20 protein-coding genes are annotated in these 21105 nt (G+C 43.9%); 11 read left to right on the forward strand and 9 right to left on the reverse strand.

The window, feature by feature from the left end; genetic code table 11:
- Positions 1–25 precede the first annotated feature (25 nt).
- Positions 26–1357 carry a hypothetical protein gene (locus MN200_RS15610; RefSeq protein WP_058870536.1) on the forward strand — a complete coding sequence of 444 codons (1332 nt, stop codon included), beginning with the start codon at positions 26–28 and terminating at the stop codon, positions 1355–1357.
- Positions 1358–1412: 55 nt separating this feature from the next.
- Here MN200_RS15610 and MN200_RS15615 read toward each other — a convergent pair whose 3' ends face one another.
- Together MN200_RS15615 and gshA are read right to left on the reverse strand one after the other, a co-directional pair.
- Complete coding sequence (locus MN200_RS15615) at positions 1413–1928, reverse strand: disulfide bond formation protein B (RefSeq protein ID WP_058870537.1); 516 nt, start codon at positions 1926–1928, stop codon at positions 1413–1415.
- Positions 1929–1947: 19 nt separating this feature from the next.
- Positions 1948–3525, reverse strand: coding sequence for a glutamate--cysteine ligase (gene gshA / locus MN200_RS15620; protein ID WP_058870538.1), 1578 nt, complete (start codon positions 3523–3525; stop codon positions 1948–1950).
- A gap of 225 nt (positions 3526–3750) precedes the next feature.
- Here gshA and MN200_RS15625 point away from each other — a divergent pair, with 225 nt between their 5' ends.
- The 5 genes from MN200_RS15625 to MN200_RS15645 all read left to right on the forward strand — a co-directional run bounded on the left by MN200_RS15625 (position 3751) and on the right by MN200_RS15645 (position 8984).
- Complete coding sequence (locus tag MN200_RS15625) at positions 3751–4290, forward strand: DUF924 family protein (RefSeq protein WP_058870539.1); 540 nt, start codon at positions 3751–3753, stop codon at positions 4288–4290.
- Positions 4291–4328: 38 nt separating this feature from the next.
- Complete coding sequence (locus MN200_RS15630; protein ID WP_058870540.1) at positions 4329–4898, forward strand: hypothetical protein; 570 nt, start codon at positions 4329–4331, stop codon at positions 4896–4898.
- 16 nt (positions 4899–4914) lie between these two features.
- The gene (locus tag MN200_RS15635) at positions 4915–6222 is read left to right on the forward strand and encodes a DUF445 domain-containing protein (protein WP_058870541.1); all 1308 of its coding nucleotides are present in this window, start codon (positions 4915–4917) and stop codon (positions 6220–6222) included.
- 112 nt (positions 6223–6334) lie between these two features.
- Positions 6335–7492: a methionine aminotransferase gene (locus MN200_RS15640; protein ID WP_058870542.1), complete on the forward strand. Its 1158-nt coding sequence runs from the start codon at positions 6335–6337 to the stop codon at positions 7490–7492.
- A gap of 124 nt (positions 7493–7616) precedes the next feature.
- Positions 7617–8984: an MATE family efflux transporter gene (locus tag MN200_RS15645; RefSeq protein ID WP_058870543.1), complete on the forward strand. Its 1368-nt coding sequence runs from the start codon at positions 7617–7619 to the stop codon at positions 8982–8984.
- 98 nt (positions 8985–9082) lie between these two features.
- On the opposite strand, the gene MN200_RS15650 is transcribed toward MN200_RS15645, so the two are convergent.
- The gene (locus MN200_RS15650; protein WP_058870544.1) at positions 9083–9922 is read right to left on the reverse strand and encodes an SDR family NAD(P)-dependent oxidoreductase; all 840 of its coding nucleotides are present in this window, start codon (positions 9920–9922) and stop codon (positions 9083–9085) included.
- 203 nt (positions 9923–10125) lie between these two features.
- Between MN200_RS15650 and MN200_RS15655 the strand changes: the two genes are divergently transcribed.
- From MN200_RS15655 to phoR, 3 genes are all read left to right on the forward strand, one after another.
- Positions 10126–10824, forward strand: a complete 699-nt coding sequence (locus MN200_RS15655) for a TetR family transcriptional regulator (RefSeq protein WP_114392638.1) — start codon at positions 10126–10128, stop codon at positions 10822–10824.
- A gap of 214 nt (positions 10825–11038) precedes the next feature.
- Positions 11039–11749 carry a phosphate regulon transcriptional regulator PhoB gene (phoB, locus tag MN200_RS15660; protein ID WP_004691794.1) on the forward strand — a complete coding sequence of 237 codons (711 nt, stop codon included), beginning with the start codon at positions 11039–11041 and terminating at the stop codon, positions 11747–11749.
- A gap of 9 nt (positions 11750–11758) precedes the next feature.
- Positions 11759–13117: a phosphate regulon sensor histidine kinase PhoR gene (phoR, locus tag MN200_RS15665; protein WP_004691795.1), complete on the forward strand. Its 1359-nt coding sequence runs from the start codon at positions 11759–11761 to the stop codon at positions 13115–13117.
- Positions 13118–13215: 98 nt separating this feature from the next.
- On the opposite strand, the gene asd is transcribed toward phoR, so the two are convergent.
- The 3 genes from asd to pncB all read right to left on the reverse strand — a co-directional run bounded on the left by asd (position 13216) and on the right by pncB (position 16287).
- A complete protein-coding gene (asd, locus tag MN200_RS15670) occupies positions 13216–14067 on the reverse strand; it encodes an archaetidylserine decarboxylase (protein WP_058870546.1) in 852 nt (283 codons plus the stop codon).
- Positions 14064–14912: a sulfurtransferase gene (locus tag MN200_RS15675; RefSeq protein WP_004691799.1), complete on the reverse strand. Its 849-nt coding sequence runs from the start codon at positions 14910–14912 to the stop codon at positions 14064–14066. Before MN200_RS15675 ends, asd begins: the two co-directional genes overlap by 4 nt.
- 163 nt (positions 14913–15075) lie before the next feature.
- Positions 15076–16287, reverse strand: a complete 1212-nt coding sequence (gene pncB, locus MN200_RS15680; protein WP_058870547.1) for a nicotinate phosphoribosyltransferase — start codon at positions 16285–16287, stop codon at positions 15076–15078.
- 301 nt (positions 16288–16588) lie between these two features.
- On the opposite strand from pncB, the gene dtd reads away from it, so the two are divergent.
- Positions 16589–17029, forward strand: a complete 441-nt coding sequence (gene dtd / locus MN200_RS15685) for a D-aminoacyl-tRNA deacylase (protein ID WP_058870548.1) — start codon at positions 16589–16591, stop codon at positions 17027–17029.
- Positions 17030–17134: 105 nt separating this feature from the next.
- Here dtd and MN200_RS15690 read toward each other — a convergent pair whose 3' ends face one another.
- From MN200_RS15690 to serB, 3 genes are all read right to left on the reverse strand, one after another.
- Positions 17135–17614: an SCP2 sterol-binding domain-containing protein gene (locus MN200_RS15690; protein WP_058870549.1), complete on the reverse strand. Its 480-nt coding sequence runs from the start codon at positions 17612–17614 to the stop codon at positions 17135–17137.
- 150 nt (positions 17615–17764) lie between these two features.
- A complete protein-coding gene (gene aciT, locus MN200_RS15695; RefSeq protein ID WP_004691806.1) occupies positions 17765–18100 on the reverse strand; it encodes a ciprofloxacin tolerance protein AciT in 336 nt (111 codons plus the stop codon).
- Between the two features lie 410 nt (positions 18101–18510).
- Positions 18511–19731 carry a phosphoserine phosphatase SerB gene (gene serB, locus MN200_RS15700; RefSeq protein ID WP_058870550.1) on the reverse strand — a complete coding sequence of 407 codons (1221 nt, stop codon included), beginning with the start codon at positions 19729–19731 and terminating at the stop codon, positions 18511–18513.
- Between the two features lie 77 nt (positions 19732–19808).
- Between serB and MN200_RS15705 the strand changes: the two genes are divergently transcribed.
- Positions 19809–21062, forward strand: coding sequence for a hypothetical protein (locus tag MN200_RS15705; protein ID WP_058870551.1), 1254 nt, complete (start codon positions 19809–19811; stop codon positions 21060–21062).
- Positions 21063–21105: the final 43 nt, after the last annotated feature.

A 21105-nucleotide genomic window follows, 5' to 3' on the forward strand; every position in this document is an offset into this window, starting at 1 on the left:
ACACAGCAACTCAAGGGTAGAAAAAATGCCAAGTTTAACGCCTCTGCACGAAACCTATTGTAAATGGGACCGTACTCCTCCCAGCCAAGCCGACCTGCTTGAAGGGATTGCTCAGTTGGTGACAAACCGCTTAGGCGATGTCGTCCATGATTTAATTCAGGCCATTCAACGTGAAATTTTAATCAGTTTATTTGGAATGAATGAAACCAGTTCCAAGAAGTTTCTGTCGACACGGTCAATTGAAAAAATTTACCAATTTTCCTTCAATACCCTGCAAAACTACGGTAGCTATTTATTGGCGCCAAGTTTGCGTCATATCATTGAAAAATTTCCAAATTTGCATCGCAAACCCTTAACACCAACCATGCATTATTTAGTCGGTGCAATCAACGGCGTTTTGGGCGACTATTTACTGAAATATCACAACCCTGTGGCGCTACCGATGGTATTTTATGATCATTACGGTGCTATCCAGCAAGGCGAGTTGTCTGGGCGCGTGGTGATTATGGTCCACGGTCTATGCATGAACCATTTGTACTGGAGCACGGCGCGTTATGGCGGTATAGGGGAAAAACTGCTGGCGCAACGTGCACAAAATACCATGCTATATCTCAACTACAACACGGGTCGTCGTATTTCAGCCAATGGGCGTAGCTTTGCCAACTCACTACAAGATTTACTCAACCGTAACCCACGGATTAGCTCAATCGATCTAATTGGACACAGTATGGGTGGACTGGTTTCACGCAGTGCGCTGTTCTACGGCAAACAAAATATGCAAAGCTGGATTCATGTGGTGGAAAACATAGTCTGTATTGGTTCTCCCCATCATGGTGCGGCTTTAGAACGTTTTGGCTTTCATTTGCAGGACAAACTGGGACGTTTCCCTTTTGTCAAAATTATTGGGCATATCGTCAACATTCGCAGTAATGGCATTTTAGACTTACGTCATGGCAGTGTGCGAGACGATGACTGGGAACATAATGAAGCGCGTATTGGTCATGTTGATGACAACCGTAAGCCAGCCCCTTTGCCCTCCCATATCAATACCTTCTTAGTGGCAGGTACGATTGAGTTTGAACATCGCAAATATCGTGCGCTCAATGTGATTGGGGATTACTTGGTCAGTGTGAAAAGTGCCTTAGGCGAGCATATGAATCCACGCTTTCAACTGAAAGTCCCCGATTCACATAAAGCCATTTTCTACGGCTTAAACCATTTTGAGCTACACACCCATGCCAGTGTTGCCGAACAAATCGTCAATTGGTTCTATCCAAATCCAACCGAAACGGAATATGGTCAAGTGCATGAATACATGATCGGGCTGGATGACTTAGAAGGCATTGCACTCACCTAAACCACTGATACATCCAATAAAAAAGCCAACATGACGTTGGCTTTTTTTATCTTTATTATTTTTTCTTCGCGTGGCTTGGATATTTACGCAACAGTTGCCACAGACTAATCAACGCCAGTGCCACAAAAAACACCAAAGACCACACAGGTAAAGACTGACCCAAGAAAGTCCAGTCTACCAGCGCACATTCACCTGAACCTGTTAAGACTTGTTCAAACACAGCACGCAGCGGCAACGTATCTAACCAATAATCCAAGCCTGGGCCACAGCTCGGCACTTGATCAGGCGGTAAGCTCTGTAACCAAACGTGACGTGCTGCCACACCGGCCGACCATAAGATCGAGAGGCTGCCTAAAAATGCATAAAAGCGTTTAAAACCATTCGATGCTGGGTTATGCAAAAAGGCAATCAGCGAAATAATCCCCAGTCCAATCAGCCCCACACGTTGGAACACACAGAGTGGACATGGGTTTAATTGTAGCGGGCCATGCTCTAAATACAAGGCAAAGGCCATCCCAATGATACTGGCTAAAACCAAAACACCACTCACGAAGCGATAACTCCATTGCATGGTCAATCCTCTTAATTTTTTATCTAAATTGCGCGAGATACTGTTCAAAACTCAGTTGACTGTCTTGCTCTAATTGCTGTTGTTGTTGCAGTGATTGCGTAGCTAAATCGTCAAAATAAGCCCATGTCTCTGCACTCAACTGATGACGCTCATAACTCGATGCATGTTGTGCAGCCATTTGGCTACCAAAGCCCCATGTCCCACCCGCTTCCAGAGTATCTTCGATCATCTGCGCCGACAAAGTATCATCAACTTCAGCGACTCTCTGTTGCATGACTGTCATCGCTTTACTATACAGTGTGGTGTCATAGCACTGATCTAACAGCACAACCAGTTCTTGCATCGCCTCTAAATGAGACTGACTCCATGCTTCAATCGGGAACGATTGCTCACCCACAACAATTGCAGCATTCGGTGCACGACCACGATTGACCACTTCCGCTTGGTTTTTCTCGATTTGATCTTGCTCTGCAGGTAATAAATCTGGGCTATCCAGCAGTAAGCAATACAGCGCCAATACTTCTAAGAAACCTGCGGTATCTTCATTGATCCCAATTGGGCTATACGGGTTCACATCCACCGCACGCAGTTCCACATAACCGACACCACGATTGCTCAGCGCTTGTGATGGCGTTTCACCTGCTAGCGGCACTTGCTTTGGACGCACCAAACTGTAGTACTCATTTTCAATTTGCAATACATGATCATTAATTTGAATCGGTTCGCCCTGCGCATCATTGAGGCCTAAGCGACTAAACGGTGCATAAGCGGTTTTGACTGCCTTTTGTAGGCCTTCGAGATAACCGTCGATATTGTTGTAATGAATTCCGAGCTGCTTTTGTGCTGAGTTTTGATAACCAAAACGTCCCATGCGCAAAGCAGTCGCATACGGTAAATACAAGGTCCCGCGTAGCAATGGCAACAGATGATGTTCACGCCCTGTCATAAAACACTGGCAGACCGATGGGCTTGCTCCGACCAAAAACATCACCAACGGTGTGAGACGAATAAAATTGCGGATCAAACCAAAATAGCGGTGACTACGATAGTCTTGTGCAGATAAGGCTTTTAGTGCTTCATCTGTTTCATGTTGTTGTAATTGTTCAAACAGTTGATCTGGAAAAGACAAGTTATAGTGTAAACCTGAAATGGTTTGCATACGACGACCATAACGTACCCCTAAACCATGACGGTATAAGGTCTTGAACTTCCCGATATTTGAGCTGCCATATTGGGCTAAGCGAATTTTATCGTCATTGTCATCCAACATACATGGCATCGACAGCGGCCAGAGCTTTTCACCATTTTCCAGATGACGATGCGCCACGCTATGAATGTCTTTTAAATAATGCAACGCCTCGCTAATGCTGGGCTGGGGTGGCGTAATAAACTCTAATAAAGCTTCTGAATAATCCGTCGTGATATGTGGATGAGTCAGCGCAGAACCCAAAGCTTGAGGGTGATCGGCTTGTGATAAAAAACCATCACTTTGCATGCGCAGACTTTCACGCTCAATCCCGCGTAACATCCCTTGCAAAAGTGATGAATTGACCCAAGTCGGTAACACAGCTGTAGATTTAGATGCGGGTTGACCCATTACAATCTCACTTTTTGGAAGAAACAATTACAACGACGAATAAAATAAAATCATCAGTTTATATCAGTATAACGTGATTTTAATTCGGCACATTACACCCAGTCCTATTTTCAAGTAAACCATCTGTTCTATTTTTTCGGAAAATATTTATCACAAAGTTACGCTATTAGACATGTCAAAAGTGTGATTGTATTGAAGAATAAATGCTAAAGAATTGTAAACTTTATGAATTATCACGAAATTTTAGATTTTTGGTTCGATCCCAAAAACCAAAACTGGTGGTTTAGCCAAAATGATGCATTCGATAAACTCATCGAAGAAAAATTTAAGACAATTCATCAACAAGCGGCGTATGCTGAGCTATGGTCTTGGCGCAGTAGTGCTGAAGGGCGTTTGGCTGAAATTATTGTGCTCGACCAACTGTCGAGAAACCTGTATCGGAACAGTCCTTTGGCCTTTGCTCAAGATGCCTTGGCCTTAGCTTTGTCGCAAGAAGCCATCACGCTACAACTGGATGCAGCGCTGCCACCCATACAACGTAGTTTTTTATATATGCCCTTTATGCATAGTGAATCAAAACTTATTCATCAATATGCTTTAAAATTATTCGAAGACTTAGGCAATCCGATTAACCTCGATTTTGAACAGCGTCACAAAGTGATTATCGAGCGTTTTGGACGCTATCCGCATCGGAACCAAGTCCTTGGCCGCAATTCAAGCCAAGAAGAACTGGATTTTTTGACTCGGCCCAACAGCCATTTTTAACTGTTCGGCTTCTCCCTCTGTGCTAAGGAGTCTATCTCATGAAGAAAATTTTAATCGCCTGTGCACTGGCGACGGGTCTGAGTTTAGTAGGTTGTGCCTCTACCCCCTCAAAGCCCTTAACCTTCGACCAGTTAGGTCGGTTTACTAATACGCCTTTAAACACCTCGACTTATCGCATCAGCTTCCAAGCTCGCCCAAATATGAGCTATGGCACGGCTGAAGAAATTACGCTGGTCAAAGCTGCGCAAACCACAGTGCAAAATGGTTATCGCTTCTTTAAAGTACTGAATGACCCGAGCAACCAAAACCAACCACCAAGGCAGGCCGTGGTGTATTCAAACCCAATGCCTTATTACCCATATGGTTATTATTCTCGCCATCCTGCCTTTTGGCCTGATCCGTTCTATGATGTCCCACGTGTAGTCGACATTGACCCCGTGCAAGTGTCATACAGCATTCAATGCTTTAAAGACCAAAAATCGGCACCAAGCGATGCCTTTGATGCCACGCTGATTTTAAAATCGCTGGGTGGAAAATACGGTTTGAGTCCAACCGGTGAAGTGCTCCCACCGCCTGAACCGAGCAGTCCAGCGTCGACCAGTAAATAAAGCATAGAGCCTGCCTATGAATGAACCTCAAGCCGTCCCATCGAGTCTGAAACGCAGCAAACGTTTTGCCACCATTGCCCTAATCACGGCAGTCGTGACATGGCTGCTGCTGATGGTCGTTGCCAAGTTTGTCCCCACAGACAAGGTTTGGATCATTCATATTTTAATGTTATCCGCCGAAGCAGGTGTAGTCGGCGGCTTGGCTGACTGGTATGCCATTACTGTGCTGTTCCGTAATCCCTTTGGGAAAATGCCAATTCCAAAGTTTTTACGCGATCACACCGAAATTATTCCCCGTAACAAAGACCGTATTGCAGAGTCTATGGGCCGCTTTGTACAAGAGAATTTTCTTTCTCCACAAGTGGTGGAAAAAAGCCTGCAAAGTACCGACCTGTCTTTGGCGGTTGGCCAATGGCTTGCCAACCCACAAAACAATCTGCAAGTCACCCAAGTCATTCAACAAACGGTGCCTAAAGTCTTTGAATTTGTGGGCCAAGAACAAATCGGACGCTTTATTCAAAGTAACAGCGTGCAGTGGGTGCGCAACACTCAAGTCAATCATTTGGCCAGTGAAATGCTGCGTGCAGTACTAGAAAATGATTTCCATCAAGATGTATTACAACGCGGACTCGACTTGGCGCATGATTGGATGACCCAACATCCTGAACAAAGTCGTGAGTTGACCCGAACCTTGTTCAAAGAACTCGGGGTTTGGAAACTGGCCAAAGGGGCCAGTTGGATTGGCATCGATGTGCAGCAAAGAACCATCGACTCACTCATTCAACGGGTCGAATCGATGTTGGCCGATCCTGAGCATCCGTGGCGTCAAAAGATTGAAGCGATAGGGCACGCGCTCATGCTCGAACTGGCAGACACAGACAGTAAAGCCAGCCAGCGTTTAAACCAAACCAAAGATGCCCTGCTAGATAGCCCACAAGTGCTGAATTTTATTAGCGGTGCAGTGGTCATTTTATGTGATGCCATTAAACAAGACCTACAAAAACCAGACTCTGGCATTGCTCACAACATCCGTGTATCCATTCAACAAATCGGGGAAAACATCATCTCGAATCAAGCCGTCAGAGACTTGCTTAATCAACGCCTCAGCGGCATTGCGGTCAATCTCAGTGACCAATACAGTGAAAAAGTCATTCGTTTTATCAGCGAACGTATTCACGAATGGGACTCCAGTGTGATGATTGACAAGATCGAAAATGAAGTCGGTGGCGACTTGCATATGATTCGGGTCAATGGTGTGGTGGTCGGTGCATTTATTGGCTTAGCACTGGGGATTATTCGCGCGGCAGTTGAACAACTCTTATAAAAGCAATCCACAAAAATGCATGCTTCACCCCTGCCCTACATGCAAAATTTGCATAAGTAAAAGGGGATGAATATGCTATTTTGGGCTGATATTTAGACACTTTTAAGCATTCATGATTCAGTTGCCTTCATCTAAACTGCCTGCACAAGGCGTCACTATTTTCAGTACCATGACTGCCATGGCACAGCGCTTAAATGCCCTAAATCTATCCCAAGGTTTTCCAGACTTCGAAGCTCCTGCTGAACTGCTGGAAGCTTTAGCACAGGCAACTCAAAGTGGTTTCAATCAGTATGCTCCGGGCGATGGGGTCTGGTTGTTACGCGAGCAACTGGCGCAGCAATTTGCACAACGCGATCAGATTCAGCTTGACCCGATGACTGAAATTACCATCACCCCAGGTGCAACGATTGGCCTTTTTGCCACCATTCAAGCCGTAGTCCATGCGGATGATGAAGTCATCATTTTCGACCCCAGTTATGACAGCTATGCGCCAAGTGTGGCTTTGGTTGGGGGCAAAGCCATTCATATTGCGCTCCAAGCACCGCATTTTTCGGTCGATTGGGAGCAGGTCAAATCAGCCATCACGGCCAAAACCAAACTGATCATTATCAACACGCCACATAACCCGAGTGGTGCCATTTGGAGCAAGCAAGATTGGCTCACCCTGATTGAACTGATTCGCGACAGCAATATTTTAGTCCTGTCTGATGAAGTCTATGAACATCTGGTATTTGATGGCCAACGTCACTATTCCGCGCTGTCTTTTCCTGAACTGCGTGAACGCAGTGTGGTGGTGGGTTCCTTTGGCAAAACTTTTCATGTGACGGGCTGGAAAACGGGCTACTGCGTTGCTACACCTGCGCTGATGCAACTGTTCCGTCAGGTCTATCAGTTTGCCAACTTCTGCGGAGTGACCCCTGTACAACTGGCGTTAGCCAATTATATGCAGCAACATCCTGAGCATATTCAAAACTTAGCGGGCTTTTATCAAGCAAAACGCGATCGTTTTATTGAGGGTTTAACTGGTTCACGCTTTCAATGGTTGCCTTCGCAAGGCACTTACTTTCAAAATGTCGACTACAGCCACATTCGTCCCGATTTAAACGATGTTGAATTTTGCCGCTTTCTGGCAGAGCAGCATGGCATTGTTGGCATTCCTGTTTCGGTGTTTTATCAGCAGGTGCCAGAAGCACTACGCATGATTCGTTTTTGCTTTGCCAAGACCGATCAAACCTTGGCTCAGGCAGCTGAAATTTTGCAAAGCGTATAAATTTTTTTCAGCTTTGCTTTTGCACAAGAACAGGCTTCGCTTACTGAAATACATCGGCTTTTCAACACTGAACTATGCTAGGGTAAGCCTTAGAAATGTAATAAAAATAACCTCAGGATGACTTATGTCAGCACATGCCCCATTGGTGCAACAACAAAAGCTATGGAAAGCCTTTTTTATTTTCCTGATGCCTTTGATTGCCACCAATATTCTGCAAAATCTGTCGGGTACAATTAATACCATCTTTGTCGGACAGATGATGGGTGTGCAGGCGATTGCAGCGGTTGCAGTGTTCTTCCCCATCCTATTTTGCTTAATGGCCTTCGTAATTGGGCTATCTGCGGGTTCTACCGTCTTGGTTGGTCAAGCATGGGGCGCACAAAATATTGAAAAAGTCCGTGCGGTAGTCGGCTCCACTATTTTTATGACCCTCATTGGTGGCAGCTTTATTGCATTTTTAGGGGTGATTTTTGCGCGACCAATTTTATCGGCTTTAGGTATCGATGAAGACGTCATGCATCTCTCGTTACCTTATGTGCAATGGATGTTGGCAGGTAGCCCTTTACTGTTTGTATATATTATTTATACCTCAATTTTACGCGGTGTCGGAGACAGCACGACACCACTGATTGCCTCTGGCATGACCATCTTAATTGGATTCTGTGTCACGCCAGTTCTGATTGCTGGTTATTTCGGCTTTCCAAAACTGGGGATTGTTGCGCCTGCTATTGCGACCATTTTAGGCTTTGTTTCCGTGCTGACCTTTTTGTATTTCTATTTGAACTATAAACAGCACCCACTCAGACTCGATGCACAACTGCTACGTCATATTCGCTTTGACCGCCAGCTGAGTAAAATCATTCTGCGCTTAGGGGTTCCAACAGGCATTCAAATGATCACCACCTCGGTTGCGGGTCTTGTGATTGTGGGCCTAGTCAACCGCCATGGGGCCGATGCGACCGCAGCCTATGGTGCGGTCAATCAGGTTCTGAATTATATTCAATTCCCCGCCCTGTCGATTGCCATTGCTGCATCGATTTTTGGTGCACAAGCCATTGGCGCAGGCAAGTCCGAGTTATTGGCCAAAGTCACACGTACCGCGCTCGGCATGAACATTATCATTACGGGCTCTTTGGTGGTTTTGGCCTACCTCTTCTCCAAATACCTCATGGCACTTTTTATCACGGACCATGCAGTCGTTGAGCTGGGGCAGCAGCTGTTATTTATTGTGCTGTGGTCCATTTTATTCTTTGGTGCCAGTGCCATTTTTGCCTCCATTATGCGGGCCAGTGGTACAGTCACCATGCCCATGATCATCAATATCATTGCGATTATTGCGATTGAAGTGCCCTGTGCCTACTTATTTAGTGAATGGTGGGGACTGCAAGGGATTTGGTATGCTTATGCTCTGGCCTTTGTCAGCTTATGCATCATGCAAGGACTTTATTATCAATTTGTTTGGAAGAAAAAGACCATTGAAACGCTCATTTAAAGCTAAATAGATATTTGATAGAAGACGTTTTTGATCACAACACTCTTTAAAATTAAGCATAAAAAAACCCGCCAAGGCGGTTTTTTTACATCACGACATTAAGACTTTCTTTGGCTTAATTTGGTCGCAAAAGCCGTCACTTTTTGGTAGCCCGTTGGTAAGATGCGCTGAATCAAATCTAGCGTTTTAGCATCATTGCCAATCAATAAACGACGCTTGTCTTTTTGTACCGCCTCTAAAATTTGACGCGCTGCTTCTTCAGGTGGACAGCGTAATAATTTATCAAAGGTTTGCGCAGACTTCTCAGGGTTCATCCCGATGCTACGCAAGCTGTCATTCACTTTGGCAGCATTGGCAATATTGGTTCGAATCCCACCCGGATGCACGCACAATGCGCTCACGCCAGAGTTTTCCATATCTAACTCTTGGCGTAATGACTCGGTAAAGCCACGCACCGCAAACTTAGTGGCATTGTAAGCAGATTGAGTCGGTTGAGCGGTCAGACCAAATAGACTGGAAATATTGATGATATGTCCATCGCCTGTCTTTTTAATATAAGGCAAAAACTCTTTGGTGCCATAGACCACACCCCAGAAATTAATCCCCACGATCCATTCCAGCTCTTCATAGGATGCACCTTCTACGGTTGAACCCAAAGCAACGCCAGCATTATTAAAAATCATATTCACAGAACCATGATTTTGTACGGTTTCTTCAGCCCATGTTTGCATTGCTAAACGGTCTGAGACGTCTAATTTTTTCGTGGTGACACGTACATTGGTGCCTTGTAGCAGTTCAACTGTTTTCGCCAACCCTTGTTCATTGACATCACTCAATGACACATGACAGCCCGCCTTGACCAATAAAAGTGCCAATTGTTGGCCAATACCCGATCCTGCACCTGTAATTGCCGCAACTTTATTTTTAAAATTCTTCATGAGATTGTGGTTGTCCTTTATCTTTGTACATCGACTGTAGATGCTTTTTTTATAATTGACAATATCAATTGTCATAAATTTAATAGCCAAAAGTGTAAAGTCTATGAAAACCAGCTAGAGATTAAAGCCTACGCATAGGTAGAGTCGTGGTTTATTGCTAAACTATGCAAAACCTTGGCTTTCAAATAAGGCGATGAAATCTAATGACGGCATCTGAAGCAGTACAACAAAACAGCGATAACAATAAAACCAAAGAAAGACAATTCAAGGGCTTATCGCTTTCTGAGCGTAAACAGCTGCGTCGTGAAAAACTGATTGAAGCAGGAATTGAAGCCTACGGCACTCACGGCTTTTTTGCCGTGACGGTGAAAGATATTTGTAATGAAGCCAAACTTACTGAACGTTATTTTTATGAGTCGTTTAAAAAAAGTGAGCAACTGTTTCAAACCATTTTTTTAAAGCTGATCGATGAGTTACAGCACAATGTCATGCAAGCCATCATGCAAGCCTCATCTGATCCACATAAAATGATTGATGCTGGACTACGTGCTTTACTCACCACACTAAAAGACAATCCCCGCATGGCGCGTATTATTTATATCGATGCGATGTTGGTCCAAGAATTACATAACCAAGCCACTATTCATGAAACCATGACCCGTTTTGACCGGATGATTCAAGCCTTTGTGATGCTAATGATGCCGCAAATTAACCGCTCCGAACGAGAAATTTCGCTGGTCGCCACAGGCCTCAATGGCTATGTTACGCAAATTGCGATCCGTTGGGTGGTCAGTGGGTTTAAACAATCCTTTGAAGAAGTGTTAACCTCCAGCCGTATTGTGTTTATTTCACTCCTAGAAACCTTTTCAGACCCGAATACACGGTTAAAATTGGATGTCTAAGGCTTTTCAGTTGGATGCAATCGGCATTTCCGAATGCAATTTAGATTAAACTTCCATTAATTTTGAATCCTAATATGACGATTTTTTGTCACATTTTTTTGCAAATTTCATCAATCGTCTGTTTTTTGCAATGATACTGTCATAATTAATCTTTGTAATAAGCCTGTCATAAAATTAAAACGGCCTGCCGTTACCTACAATAGGATATTGCGTTGTGAAAGATGACTACATTTTAATCGTCGATGATGAACTTCCCATTCGAGAAATGATTCACACCTCGTTGGATATGGCAGGCTTTCAATGCTTACAAGCAGAAGATGCAAAACAAGCCCACCAAATGATTGTGGATCAGCGTCCTGCTTTGATCTTGCTCGACTGGATGATGCCCGGTGGTGTGAGTGGTGTAGACTTATGTCGCCGTCTCAAGCGCGATGAAAATCTCTCTGAAATTCCAGTGATTATGCTCACGGCACGTGGTGAAGAAGACCATAAAGTACAAGGTCTGGACGCTGGTGCAGATGACTACATGACCAAACCGTTTTCGACCCGTGAATTGGTTTCACGCATTAAAGCCGTTTTACGCCGCGCTAACGCACTCAGTGGTGAAAAATCAATTGATGCCAATGGCTTAATCTTAGACCCTGTCAGCCAACGGGTAAGCTTTGGCAATAATTTCCTCGACATGGGGCCAACTGAGTATCGTTTACTGGCCTTCTTCATGACTCATCCTGAACGTGCCTACACCCGTGCACAACTTCTTGACCAAGTCTGGGGCGGAAACGTGTATATTGAAGACCGTACCATCGACGTGCATATTCGCCGTTTACGTAAAGTGCTTGAGCCTTATGCTGCGGATCGCTTTGTGCAAACAGTTCGGGGTACAGGCTATCGATTCTCTACACGTGCGGATATCGCCCTAGGTTAATTTTGTTTTATGTATGAACCCTACCCGGTCCCTGAACTTGCGCGCGAGCATAAAAAAACGCGATACAGCAGTTTATGGGGCTTTGCCAAACAGGACTTACGTCTCCTTGCCTTTTTCTTGCTGATTGCAAGCTTGATTGGCTTTGGCGTCGGTTATTTTTGGACGTGTATCTCCTTTGCTTTTGCCGTTTTTTTCATTCTGCAAATGCGCTCTTTGTATTTGGTCAATGACTGGATTTCCAATCGTCCCTACGAAGTTCCACCCAACCTTGGGGGCATTTGGGGAGCATTATTGTTCAATGTCTATCGGGCACAGCGCCAAGAACGGATTGTACAAGCGGAAATGGTCGGGTTGATTGATCGGGCGCAGTCATCATTGGTCGCTTTGCAAGAAGCCGTGGTGCTGATCGATGACATGCAACAAATTGAATGGTGGAACCCTGCCGCAGAACGGTTATTAGGCATCGAACAAAATGACCGTGGCCGTAATATTTTGACTTTATTACGCCAACCGAGTTTTGTGGATTATTACAATAATATTGATGCGGCACCAGATGGCTTAAAAATGAAGTCATCCAGTTTTGATGAACATTATGTTCAAGTCAAAATGACCCGATTTGGTGGAGAAAGTCGCTTACTGGTCGCCTATGACGTGACCCGTATGCATAATCTCGAACAAATGCGTAAAGACTTTGTTGATAATATTTCACATGAACTACGTACACCACTGACGGTACTCAGTGGTTATATTGAAACCTTTACAGACCAAGAAGACCTCAACCCACGTTGGAAGCGGGCCTTTGACCAAATGCAAGCACAGGCCAAACGCATGAATGCCTTGGTGAATGATTTGCTCTTACTGTCACGCCTAGAAAATGACAAGCAAATTGCTAAAAATCAAATCATTGACATGCCTAGCTTAATGAACCAACTTTATGACGATGCACATGCCTATAATATTGATTATGGGCATACGCTCAATCTCGACATTGACAGTCACTGCGACTTAATCGGTTCAGATATGGAATTAGCCAGTGCTTTTAGTAACCTGATTACCAATGCCATCAAATACACGCCGAAAGGCGGAACGGTGACCATGGGTTGGCATGACAATGGTGAACAGGCTTATTTTACCGTGGAAGATACTGGTATCGGTATTGATCCTAAGCACTTGCCCCGTTTAACCGAACGCTTCTACCGTGTTGACAGCGCGCGCAGTCGACAAACGGGTGGCACAGGCTTAGGGTTAGCAATTGTGAAACATGTGTTAATGCAACACCAAGCTCATTTAGAAATTGAATCCAAAGAAAATCAAGGCTCTATTTTTAAAGTGATTTTCCCCAAAGAACGCACCTATAATCCTGAATAAGCCTCTTTCTTCAAAAGCATGAAAAAAGCACCGATATCGGTGCTTTTTTTGTCTCTCACCGTCCGTTTAACAAGGACGGTGACCTAGAGCTGACACGATTAAACTGTATGTCCCATCGCTTCACCCATCACCACAGTCGAGTTGGCTTTAAAGGCTGCATCCCACGTCATTTTGTCTTTTTCAAACAGTACCACAGCGGTTGAGCCTAGGTAGAAACGACCGAGTTCAGCACCTTTGTCCAAGAACAAGTCATGCTGATTTAGCTCTAAACGGCCAGTAGGCTTCACTTTTCCTGTCGCAACAGTTTCAATCCCCGCCACAATCATGGCGCCAACGAGAACCACGGCCATACGGCCGATTTCCGTATCAAATAAACAAACCATACGTTCATTGCGGGCAAACAGGCCTGGAATGTTTTCAGCAGTGGTTTGATTGACCGAGAACAATTCACCCGGCACATATAAGGTTTCCGTCAATGTGCCTGCAAATGGCATATGCACACGGTGATAATCTTTAGGCGATAAATACACCGTTGCAAACTGACCATTTTTAAACGGTTCAGCCAACTGCGGATCTGCAATTAAATTATCAACGGTGAATTTTTGCCCTTTGGCTTGGAAAATATCCCCTTCCACAATGGGACCCAACTGTGAAATCGCACCGTCCGCAGGCGATACAATACTGGTCGCATCGGTATCAATATCACGCACACCCTCTTTTAATGCACGGGTAAAGAATTCATTAAAGGACTTGAATTTCAGTGCATTACTCTGCTCAGCAATCGACATATCAATGCCGTACTGCGCTTTAAACGCAGTGATGACCGCATTTTTCACAATCGGATTTTCGCTGGCTGCGACTCTGCCCACGACACGTGATAACTGATGTTGGGGTACAACACGTTGAGCTTGAATGAAAATTTGTTTTTTTAAGCGTGATGTGAGGCTCAAGACGGCATCTCTCCGGTAATGATAGGACTGTCGAGGCGGTTGCCCCATTCACTCCACGCACCGTCATACGCCTGAATATTCCAACCCAATAAACGACCTAAAATATAAGCCAGTCCTGAACGGTGATGTGACTGACAGTACACCACCACAGGTTCATTTAAGTTAAAACCCAATTGTTCTAAGCGTTGCTGCGTGCGTTCTAAAGGGTGCAATCTTAAATGATTTTCACGGTTAAGGGCAGTACTCCATTCAAAATGTAGTGCATTTGGAATGTGACCGCCGCGTCGCGCTGCAAGACGCAGGCCGGTATATTCGTCTTCTGTGCGGCAGTCCCAGAGTTGGACTTGGCTGCTTTGAACTTTCTCTAATAACTCAGCATATTCAATTCGATACTGCTGTATTTTGGCTTGGTCGACCTGTACCAAGGCGCTGACAGGTTCAAACTGTTCCACTTCAGAAGTGGTTGGAAGTCCTGCTGCAAGCCATGCATGAATTCCACCATTCAGCAGACTGGTATTTTCAAAACCTAAGCAGTGTAAATTCCAAATCAAACGCCCCGCCCAAGCGCCACCTTCATCATCATAGACCACGACATGATGCTCGGGTGAAATATTCAAATAACGAATCAGCTCTTGTAAACCTTCTACATCAGGAAGTAGGCCGGTGGCTTGTTCATCTTGGCGCACCAAAAATTTTGGCTTTAAATGTAAAGCATGTGGAATATGCAATTGGTCATAGACTGAAGCTCGACTTAAATCGACGATGCGTAATTTGTCATTACCTAAATGCGGAACCAACTGCTCTGCGTCTATCAACAAACCAAAATCAAAGGCAGAATGTGTCATATTATTTCGTATATTTTCAGATTATGCTTTGATCTTAGCACAACTCATTTTTACAATTATTCTGATTTTTTGCATTCTTTTAGCAGAATTATAGATATCACTATTCATCAATTTTTTAATACAACCATGCCAGAACGGATTCTGGCATGGTATATATTTTGGATTAATTGGCTTCTGCTTCAGCAATCTCAAAAACCTGACGTAAATACGCTAAAAAGGTGTCGTTATCCGTCATCGTTTTACCCGGACTGTCCGAGATTTTCGCAACCGACTGGCCATTACACTCGACCAGTTTAAGCACAATATTTAATGGCGTTTGCCCCATATCATTGGTCAAATTGGTACCAATTCCGAAACTGACTTGGAAACGGTCTTTGAAATAGTTGTGCAGATCCCACGCTTTCTCTAAATTCAGTCCATCACTAAACGTGAGCATTTTGGTTTTACTGTCAATTTTCAACTTTTTATAGTGAGCATAGGCCTTATCGCCCCATTCATACGGGTCACCACTGTCATGGCGCAAGCCATCGAACAATTTGGCAAAGTACAAGTCAAAATCACGCAGGAATGCATCCATCCCCACCACATCCGTCAAAGCAATACCTAAATCACCACGGTACTCTTGTACCCAAGTTTCCAGTGCTGATTTTTGGAAATTACGTAAACGTACATCCAACGCTTGGAATGCTTGTAGGAATTCATGCGCCATGGTCCCAATCGGGGTTAGACCCAATTGCTTCGCAATTAAAACATTACTGGTACCACGGAAAATATGCGGTGCAGCTTGATTAAACACCTCAATCACATGTTTTTGCCACGCCAAACTATAGCGGCGGCGCGTACCAAAATCAGAAACTAAAAATGGGGGATCATTTGGCGTTTGCGATGTTTCATAGTGTTTTAATAAGGCCACTTTGGCCTGTAGTCGACGTTCACCTTCAGCCATCACCTCATCAGTTCGAATACGACGGAAATACAACTCATTGACGATGGCAAGCACAAAGATCTCAAACATCATGGCTTGAACCATCGGCCCTTCAATTCGAATGTCTAAACGGCCTTGGTGATCGATACTGGCCACAATAAAACGGCGTTTGAGCTGAAATAACTCTAAATAATCGACAAAATCACTTTTGATAAAGCGCAAACCACGCAGGTATTGCAGCTCATCGTCTTGAAAACGTAATTGGCAGAGCAAATCTAATTGGTGATTTAAATCATCGAGAATGTCGACCAAAGGATAGACCGTGTCATCCAAATTGCGACAACGGAACTGGTACACACTATGCGCTTGGGGAAACTTATGCAGGACCACCTGTAGCATCGTAAATTTGTACAGATCAGTATCTAATAAGGATTGGATGATGGCAGACATATCATTTTCGGTTTTTAGCAGCTTATTGCATTAAAGCACATTTTTTTAAACTGCATAGCCATGTTTTGGTAATTCGGTCTTGCTATTCGACCAATTACTCAGTACATCTCTTGTTTCTCTATATTCAGAATTCAAGTGTTGATGTCTTTGTTGCTATCGCGCTTGGCTTATGCTCTTTTCCTCAAACATTGCTGTAAATATCAACGCAACGACCTTGTTTTTTCAATCGATATCTCTCCTGTGCTGCACTTGGTTTGCTACAATTTCAGTCTGCACAATCAAATGGTAGATAAAATCAGTCATGCGGGCCTTATTACAACGCGTTCTCGAAGCCAAAGTGGTGGTCGATGGTGAAACCACAGGCGAAATTCAACACGGTATCTTGGTTTTCTTAGGTCTTGGGAAAGAAGACACTTTAGACAAAGGCAAAAAACTGATCGATAAAATTTTAAAGTATCGTTTTTTTGACGACGAACAAGGCAAAATGGGCTGGAATGTCAGTCAAGCTGGTGGGAGTATTCTTCTGGTTTCTCAGTTCACCTTAATGGCGCAAACCCAAAAAGGCTTACGCCCTGACTTTGGACCGGCCATGCCACCGGATGATGCCGAGGCCTTATACGAACAACTGGTTGAGTATGCCCAGACCCAGTTTGAGCATGTGCAAACCGGTATTTTTGCTGCCGATATGAAAGTACATTTGGTCAATGATGGACCCGTGACTTTCAATTTAGAAGTCGAATAAAAACACCATGCATAAAAAAGCCCTCGATAGAGGGCTTTTTCGATTTCATCGCGCTCAATCTTCCTTTTATAAAGGAGACGGAATCGAGAAGTTTAAAAAATCTTTTTACTTACCGGTTTTTTCTTTCAAAAATGCATGAGCGGCTTTAATTTTTGCTTTCACAGGCTTTGGTAACTTTGGTGGAACCAATTTTGCAACTTGGTTAAACCAAACCAAGAGACCAAAATCTCCTTCCATTTTAATGCTGCCGCTTTGCATGCCCGTCATAAATGCGGTTGGGTCACCTTTAATTAAAGTTTTCACGCCCTGCTCACTGTCCGCAAACTGTAAAATAAAATCGGCTTTTTCAGCATCACCTGAAACGGTATCAATCTGACCATTATTCACAATAATTTGGCGTGCCATACCCAGATCCGTACCAATTTGAATACGGAACTGACGTTCATGAACTAATTCAATAAATTTTGGACTGGTACGCGCCAGCTGTTTCATACGAAGTGCCAAACCAGTAACCATTAAATCCAGCGGATCCGTGCTGACATCAACCAATGGAAGTTTAACCACAGGAATTGAAGATAGTTTCATGACATGAAAGCCTATTGTAATTGTTGATAAATTGACTGTTTTCAATGCTACCACAAGTTGCCATTTTTACCGCTAGGCTTTGTATAACAATCATGTAAGAACGTAAAAAAGATGCTCTAGGCATCTTCTTTTACGGTATGAGGTTATGACTTAGCGGCTAGAACACTGCTGTTGGTCATCTTCATATACAGGTGTATGTTCAATACAACGGCGCTGCGCCAGTGCACGTTCTGCGCGACGGTCTTCACGTAGAAGCAACATCGTCACAATAAGCATCGCTGAAGTTAAAGCAGTTAAGTAGCTATAAGTGATCGGCATTTCAAACACTGCTTGCACACCTAGGCGAATGACTTCCAAGATTCCCCAAAACACCATACCCGCCACCATAAAACTCAACCAGCGACGATAAGGCGAAAAGAAAACAGCAATTAACGCAGCGGCGACTAAACTTAAGCCAACGATGGTTGCTAAATTCGCTGTTACCATAAAAACCTCCGTCTAAGATAAATTCAGGCAACTGGTACACTGTACTGAACTCATCCCCGATACCGTTTAAAATTAATGGATTGTGTAGCTTTCAAACTCTATGCATGCATTATGAGCAGTTTTGAAAAGAAAAAAAGGCTTGTATTTTTAGAATGCGACATACCTTGTCGCCATATTATATTGTCATTACATTTTTTTAGATTTGAACTTTTCCAAAACAAAGACGCGCTCAGTCTTGGCGTGTCATTACAAAATAAAACCCGTATTTTCAGCGCTTAAAAATATTTTTTCCAATTCTGTTGATCGTTGTTTTTATCGACATTTTTCACTGACCGCTCATCGTTTTTCGCTTAAATTTGCAACAAAAAAACGCAGCTCAAAGGCTGCGTTTTTGATAACACCGAGATGCTTTAAGCACGATTTAAATCTTTATCGTGCACACCCAATAAATACAACACCCCATCTAAGCCGACACTTGAAATGGCTTGATTGGCGTTTTGTCTCACCAGCGGTTTCGCACGGAAAGCTACACCTAAGCCAGCAATCGACAGCATCGGTAAATCGTTCGCACCATCGCCCACCGCAATCGCTTGCTCAAGAGAAATGCCCATCTTATCGGCTAACTCACGTAATAATAATGCCTTACGTGCACCATCGACGATGTGACCTTTAACTTCGCCCGTCACCACGCCATTTTCAACGTCTAAGACATTGGCATGAACTTCATCGATGCCAAGTTTGGCTTGTAGATACTCTGCAAAGTACTGGAAACCACCCGACAAAATAGCCGTGCGGTAGCCCAACGCTTTTAAAGTCGAAATTAAGCGTTCAGCACCTTCTGTAACGGTCAGACGTTCTGCAATTTTAGGTAGGACAGAGGCGTCCATCCCTTTGAGTAGTGCGACACGTGCACGGAAGCTTTGTTGAAAATCTAGCTCACCCTGCATTGCACGTTCCGTAATTTCAGCGACTTGTGCGCCGACACCCGCTTCAATCGCCAACTCATCAATCACTTCTTGCTCGATTAAGGTCGAGTCCATATCAAAACAGACCAAACGTCGGTTACGGCGGTAGGCATTGTCTTCTTGAACCGCGACATCGACATTCAACTCATGTGATAAGCGTAAGCAAGCCGCACGCATCGCTGCAGCATCCAGCATTTGTCCGCTTAAACCAAATTGGACACAAGCGCGCTTTGGCCCATCCAATTCGCCATTTAAGACTGGACGACCAGACAGACGGGTCACGGTTTCGATGTTGAAACCTTGGTTGGATACAATATTTGTAACTGCTTGTAAGTGAGACGCCTCAAGCTCTGGTGCCAAAGCCGTGACGATATAACGCGTCCGCCCACCTTCACTCACCCACTGGTCATATTCAGTTGTAGTGATTGGTTTAAAACGTACAGTTAAACCAATATCATGTGCTAAAATTAGAATTTCCTTCATCGCCAAAGCTGTTGCGGTTTGGTCGTCTGAAGAAATAACAATACCTAAGGTCAATTGGTTATGAATAACTGCTTGTCCGACATCTAAAATTTGTAATGAATGAGTGGACAATACCTGCATTAATCGAGTGAACTGATTCGGCTGGTCTGGTCCTAAAAATGAAATAAGAATGATTTCTCGCATGAATTGACTCGGGTCTGAGCTACGACTATTGTTAGAATCATAATCGAAATTGAATATATTTTCTTTGGAAGTTTACGTTGAATGCGCCTAGACAAGGGCTATTTGCTAGCCTATTAATTGTAAGTTTTGCTTTACATACCTTTTTATTGGTATTGGCAACGACTCATCAACTGAATGAAAACCGTGCCAACCAAGGCCAACTGATGACCTCTCAATTGGTTACAGACAGTCTTGCAGAGCTGGAACCTGCCAACACGGTTTCACTTGCGCTTTTGGTCGATCGCTATGCGACCAATCCAAGCGTAGCTTCCATTCGGATTTTGGATGCCAATAATCAAGTACTAGCGACAGGTGGCCAAGTTCGAACTCGTGATGGCGAAGTGTTTGTCCGTGATGCGCTGCAAAATGAAAAGAAAGTGGGTAGCATTGAAATCACGCTCATTAAACCAAGTATGGGTGAGATTTTACGTACTCAGTGGTTAGCGATTTTATTGTCCTTAGCGATTCATGGTTTATTGTGGCTGGCTTATCGCGCCATTGCGCGCCCAAGCCGTACCGAATATTTGGCACGGATCAATAATGAATCCCGCTTAAAACACGAAATTCAAGTTTTAACCCAAACCCTTGAACAGGAAAAACACCATACAGCGGTCGCGATTGCCCAAGCACAACAACAAATCAAAACCAGTGCGAAGCCTAAAGAGCAGAAACCCGTAATCGTGGATAATCATTCGGTTGCGCTCAATATTCAATTTTATGACCCGAAACAGTTGATGGACTCAGTGAATAAAACCGTGTCGATTCCATACTTTAATTTGTGTCAAATTTTCCTCAATAAAAGCACAGAACTTTGTCTAAAACACTACAAACTCAACAGCACGGACATCAGTACAGTTCAATCCTTTAATGAACATGGTGCCACCCTCAGCATGTCGACAGACACACCGAATGCAGTGCCATGTTTAATGATGATCAGTAGTGTGTTTCAACTGCTATCTGAGGTTTTGTATAAACGTTACCGCGAAGAAAAGCGCTTTGTTTTACAAACGCGTTGTGGCATTTCAACCGCAGTCGATGCAATGCAACTGTCTGCAAATCAAGCTGCTGAGCGTTTGGTCCAACAGTTGTCTGCCAAAGAAAGTGCCATACATTTAAGCAACGAATTATTGAAAGACATTTCTGAAAGTTACCAACTGGTGAATTTACCTAATCCAACCAATGTCTTGACCCGCCATGCCTTTATGGTCAATGGCATGGGTGCGGAGTCTGCAGAGTTGGCACAAAGCTTAAGAACGGAAATTTTAAAAGCAAAACAATCTAAAGCCTCTTAACTAAGTCCAACCATAAAAAAGCCTGACATATGTCAGGCTTTTT

It is taken from the genome of Acinetobacter sp. LUNF3 (assembly GCF_022699605.1).
In the GTDB taxonomy this organism is placed as follows: Bacteria; Pseudomonadota; Gammaproteobacteria; order Pseudomonadales; family Moraxellaceae; genus Acinetobacter; species Acinetobacter johnsonii.

Bases quoted from the DNA above. Each gene is read 5' to 3' on its own strand.
- MN200_RS15630 (WP_058870540.1), top strand. From the start codon at position 4,329: ATGAAGAAAATTTTAATCGCCTGTGCACTGGCGACGGGTCTGAGTTTA.
- MN200_RS15615 (WP_058870537.1), bottom strand. From the start codon at position 1,928: ATGCAATGGAGTTATCGCTTCGTGAGTGGTGTTTTGGTTTTAGCCAGT.
- MN200_RS15690 (WP_058870549.1), bottom strand. From the start codon at position 17,614: ATGAAACTATCTTCAATTCCTGTGGTTAAACTTCCATTGGTTGATGTC.
- MN200_RS15635 (WP_058870541.1), top strand. From the start codon at position 4,915: ATGAATGAACCTCAAGCCGTCCCATCGAGTCTGAAACGCAGCAAACGT.
- MN200_RS15675 (WP_004691799.1), bottom strand. From the start codon at position 14,912: ATGACACATTCTGCCTTTGATTTTGGTTTGTTGATAGACGCAGAGCAG.
- MN200_RS15625 (WP_058870539.1), top strand. From the start codon at position 3,751: ATGAATTATCACGAAATTTTAGATTTTTGGTTCGATCCCAAAAACCAA.
- phoR (WP_004691795.1), top strand. From the start codon at position 11,759: ATGTATGAACCCTACCCGGTCCCTGAACTTGCGCGCGAGCATAAAAAA.
- serB (WP_058870550.1), bottom strand. From the start codon at position 19,731: ATGCGAGAAATCATTCTTATTTCATTTTTAGGACCAGACCAGCCGAAT.
- aciT (WP_004691806.1), bottom strand. From the start codon at position 18,100: ATGGTAACAGCGAATTTAGCAACCATCGTTGGCTTAAGTTTAGTCGCC.
- MN200_RS15645 (WP_058870543.1), top strand. From the start codon at position 7,617: ATGTCAGCACATGCCCCATTGGTGCAACAACAAAAGCTATGGAAAGCC.
- MN200_RS15650 (WP_058870544.1), bottom strand. From the start codon at position 9,922: ATGAAGAATTTTAAAAATAAAGTTGCGGCAATTACAGGTGCAGGATCG.
- gshA (WP_058870538.1), bottom strand. From the start codon at position 3,525: ATGGGTCAACCCGCATCTAAATCTACAGCTGTGTTACCGACTTGGGTC.
- MN200_RS15610 (WP_058870536.1), top strand. From the start codon at position 26: ATGCCAAGTTTAACGCCTCTGCACGAAACCTATTGTAAATGGGACCGT.
- pncB (WP_058870547.1), bottom strand. From the start codon at position 16,287: ATGTCTGCCATCATCCAATCCTTATTAGATACTGATCTGTACAAATTT.
- MN200_RS15640 (WP_058870542.1), top strand. From the start codon at position 6,335: ATGATTCAGTTGCCTTCATCTAAACTGCCTGCACAAGGCGTCACTATT.
- dtd (WP_058870548.1), top strand. From the start codon at position 16,589: ATGCGGGCCTTATTACAACGCGTTCTCGAAGCCAAAGTGGTGGTCGAT.
- MN200_RS15655 (WP_114392638.1), top strand. From the start codon at position 10,126: ATGACGGCATCTGAAGCAGTACAACAAAACAGCGATAACAATAAAACC.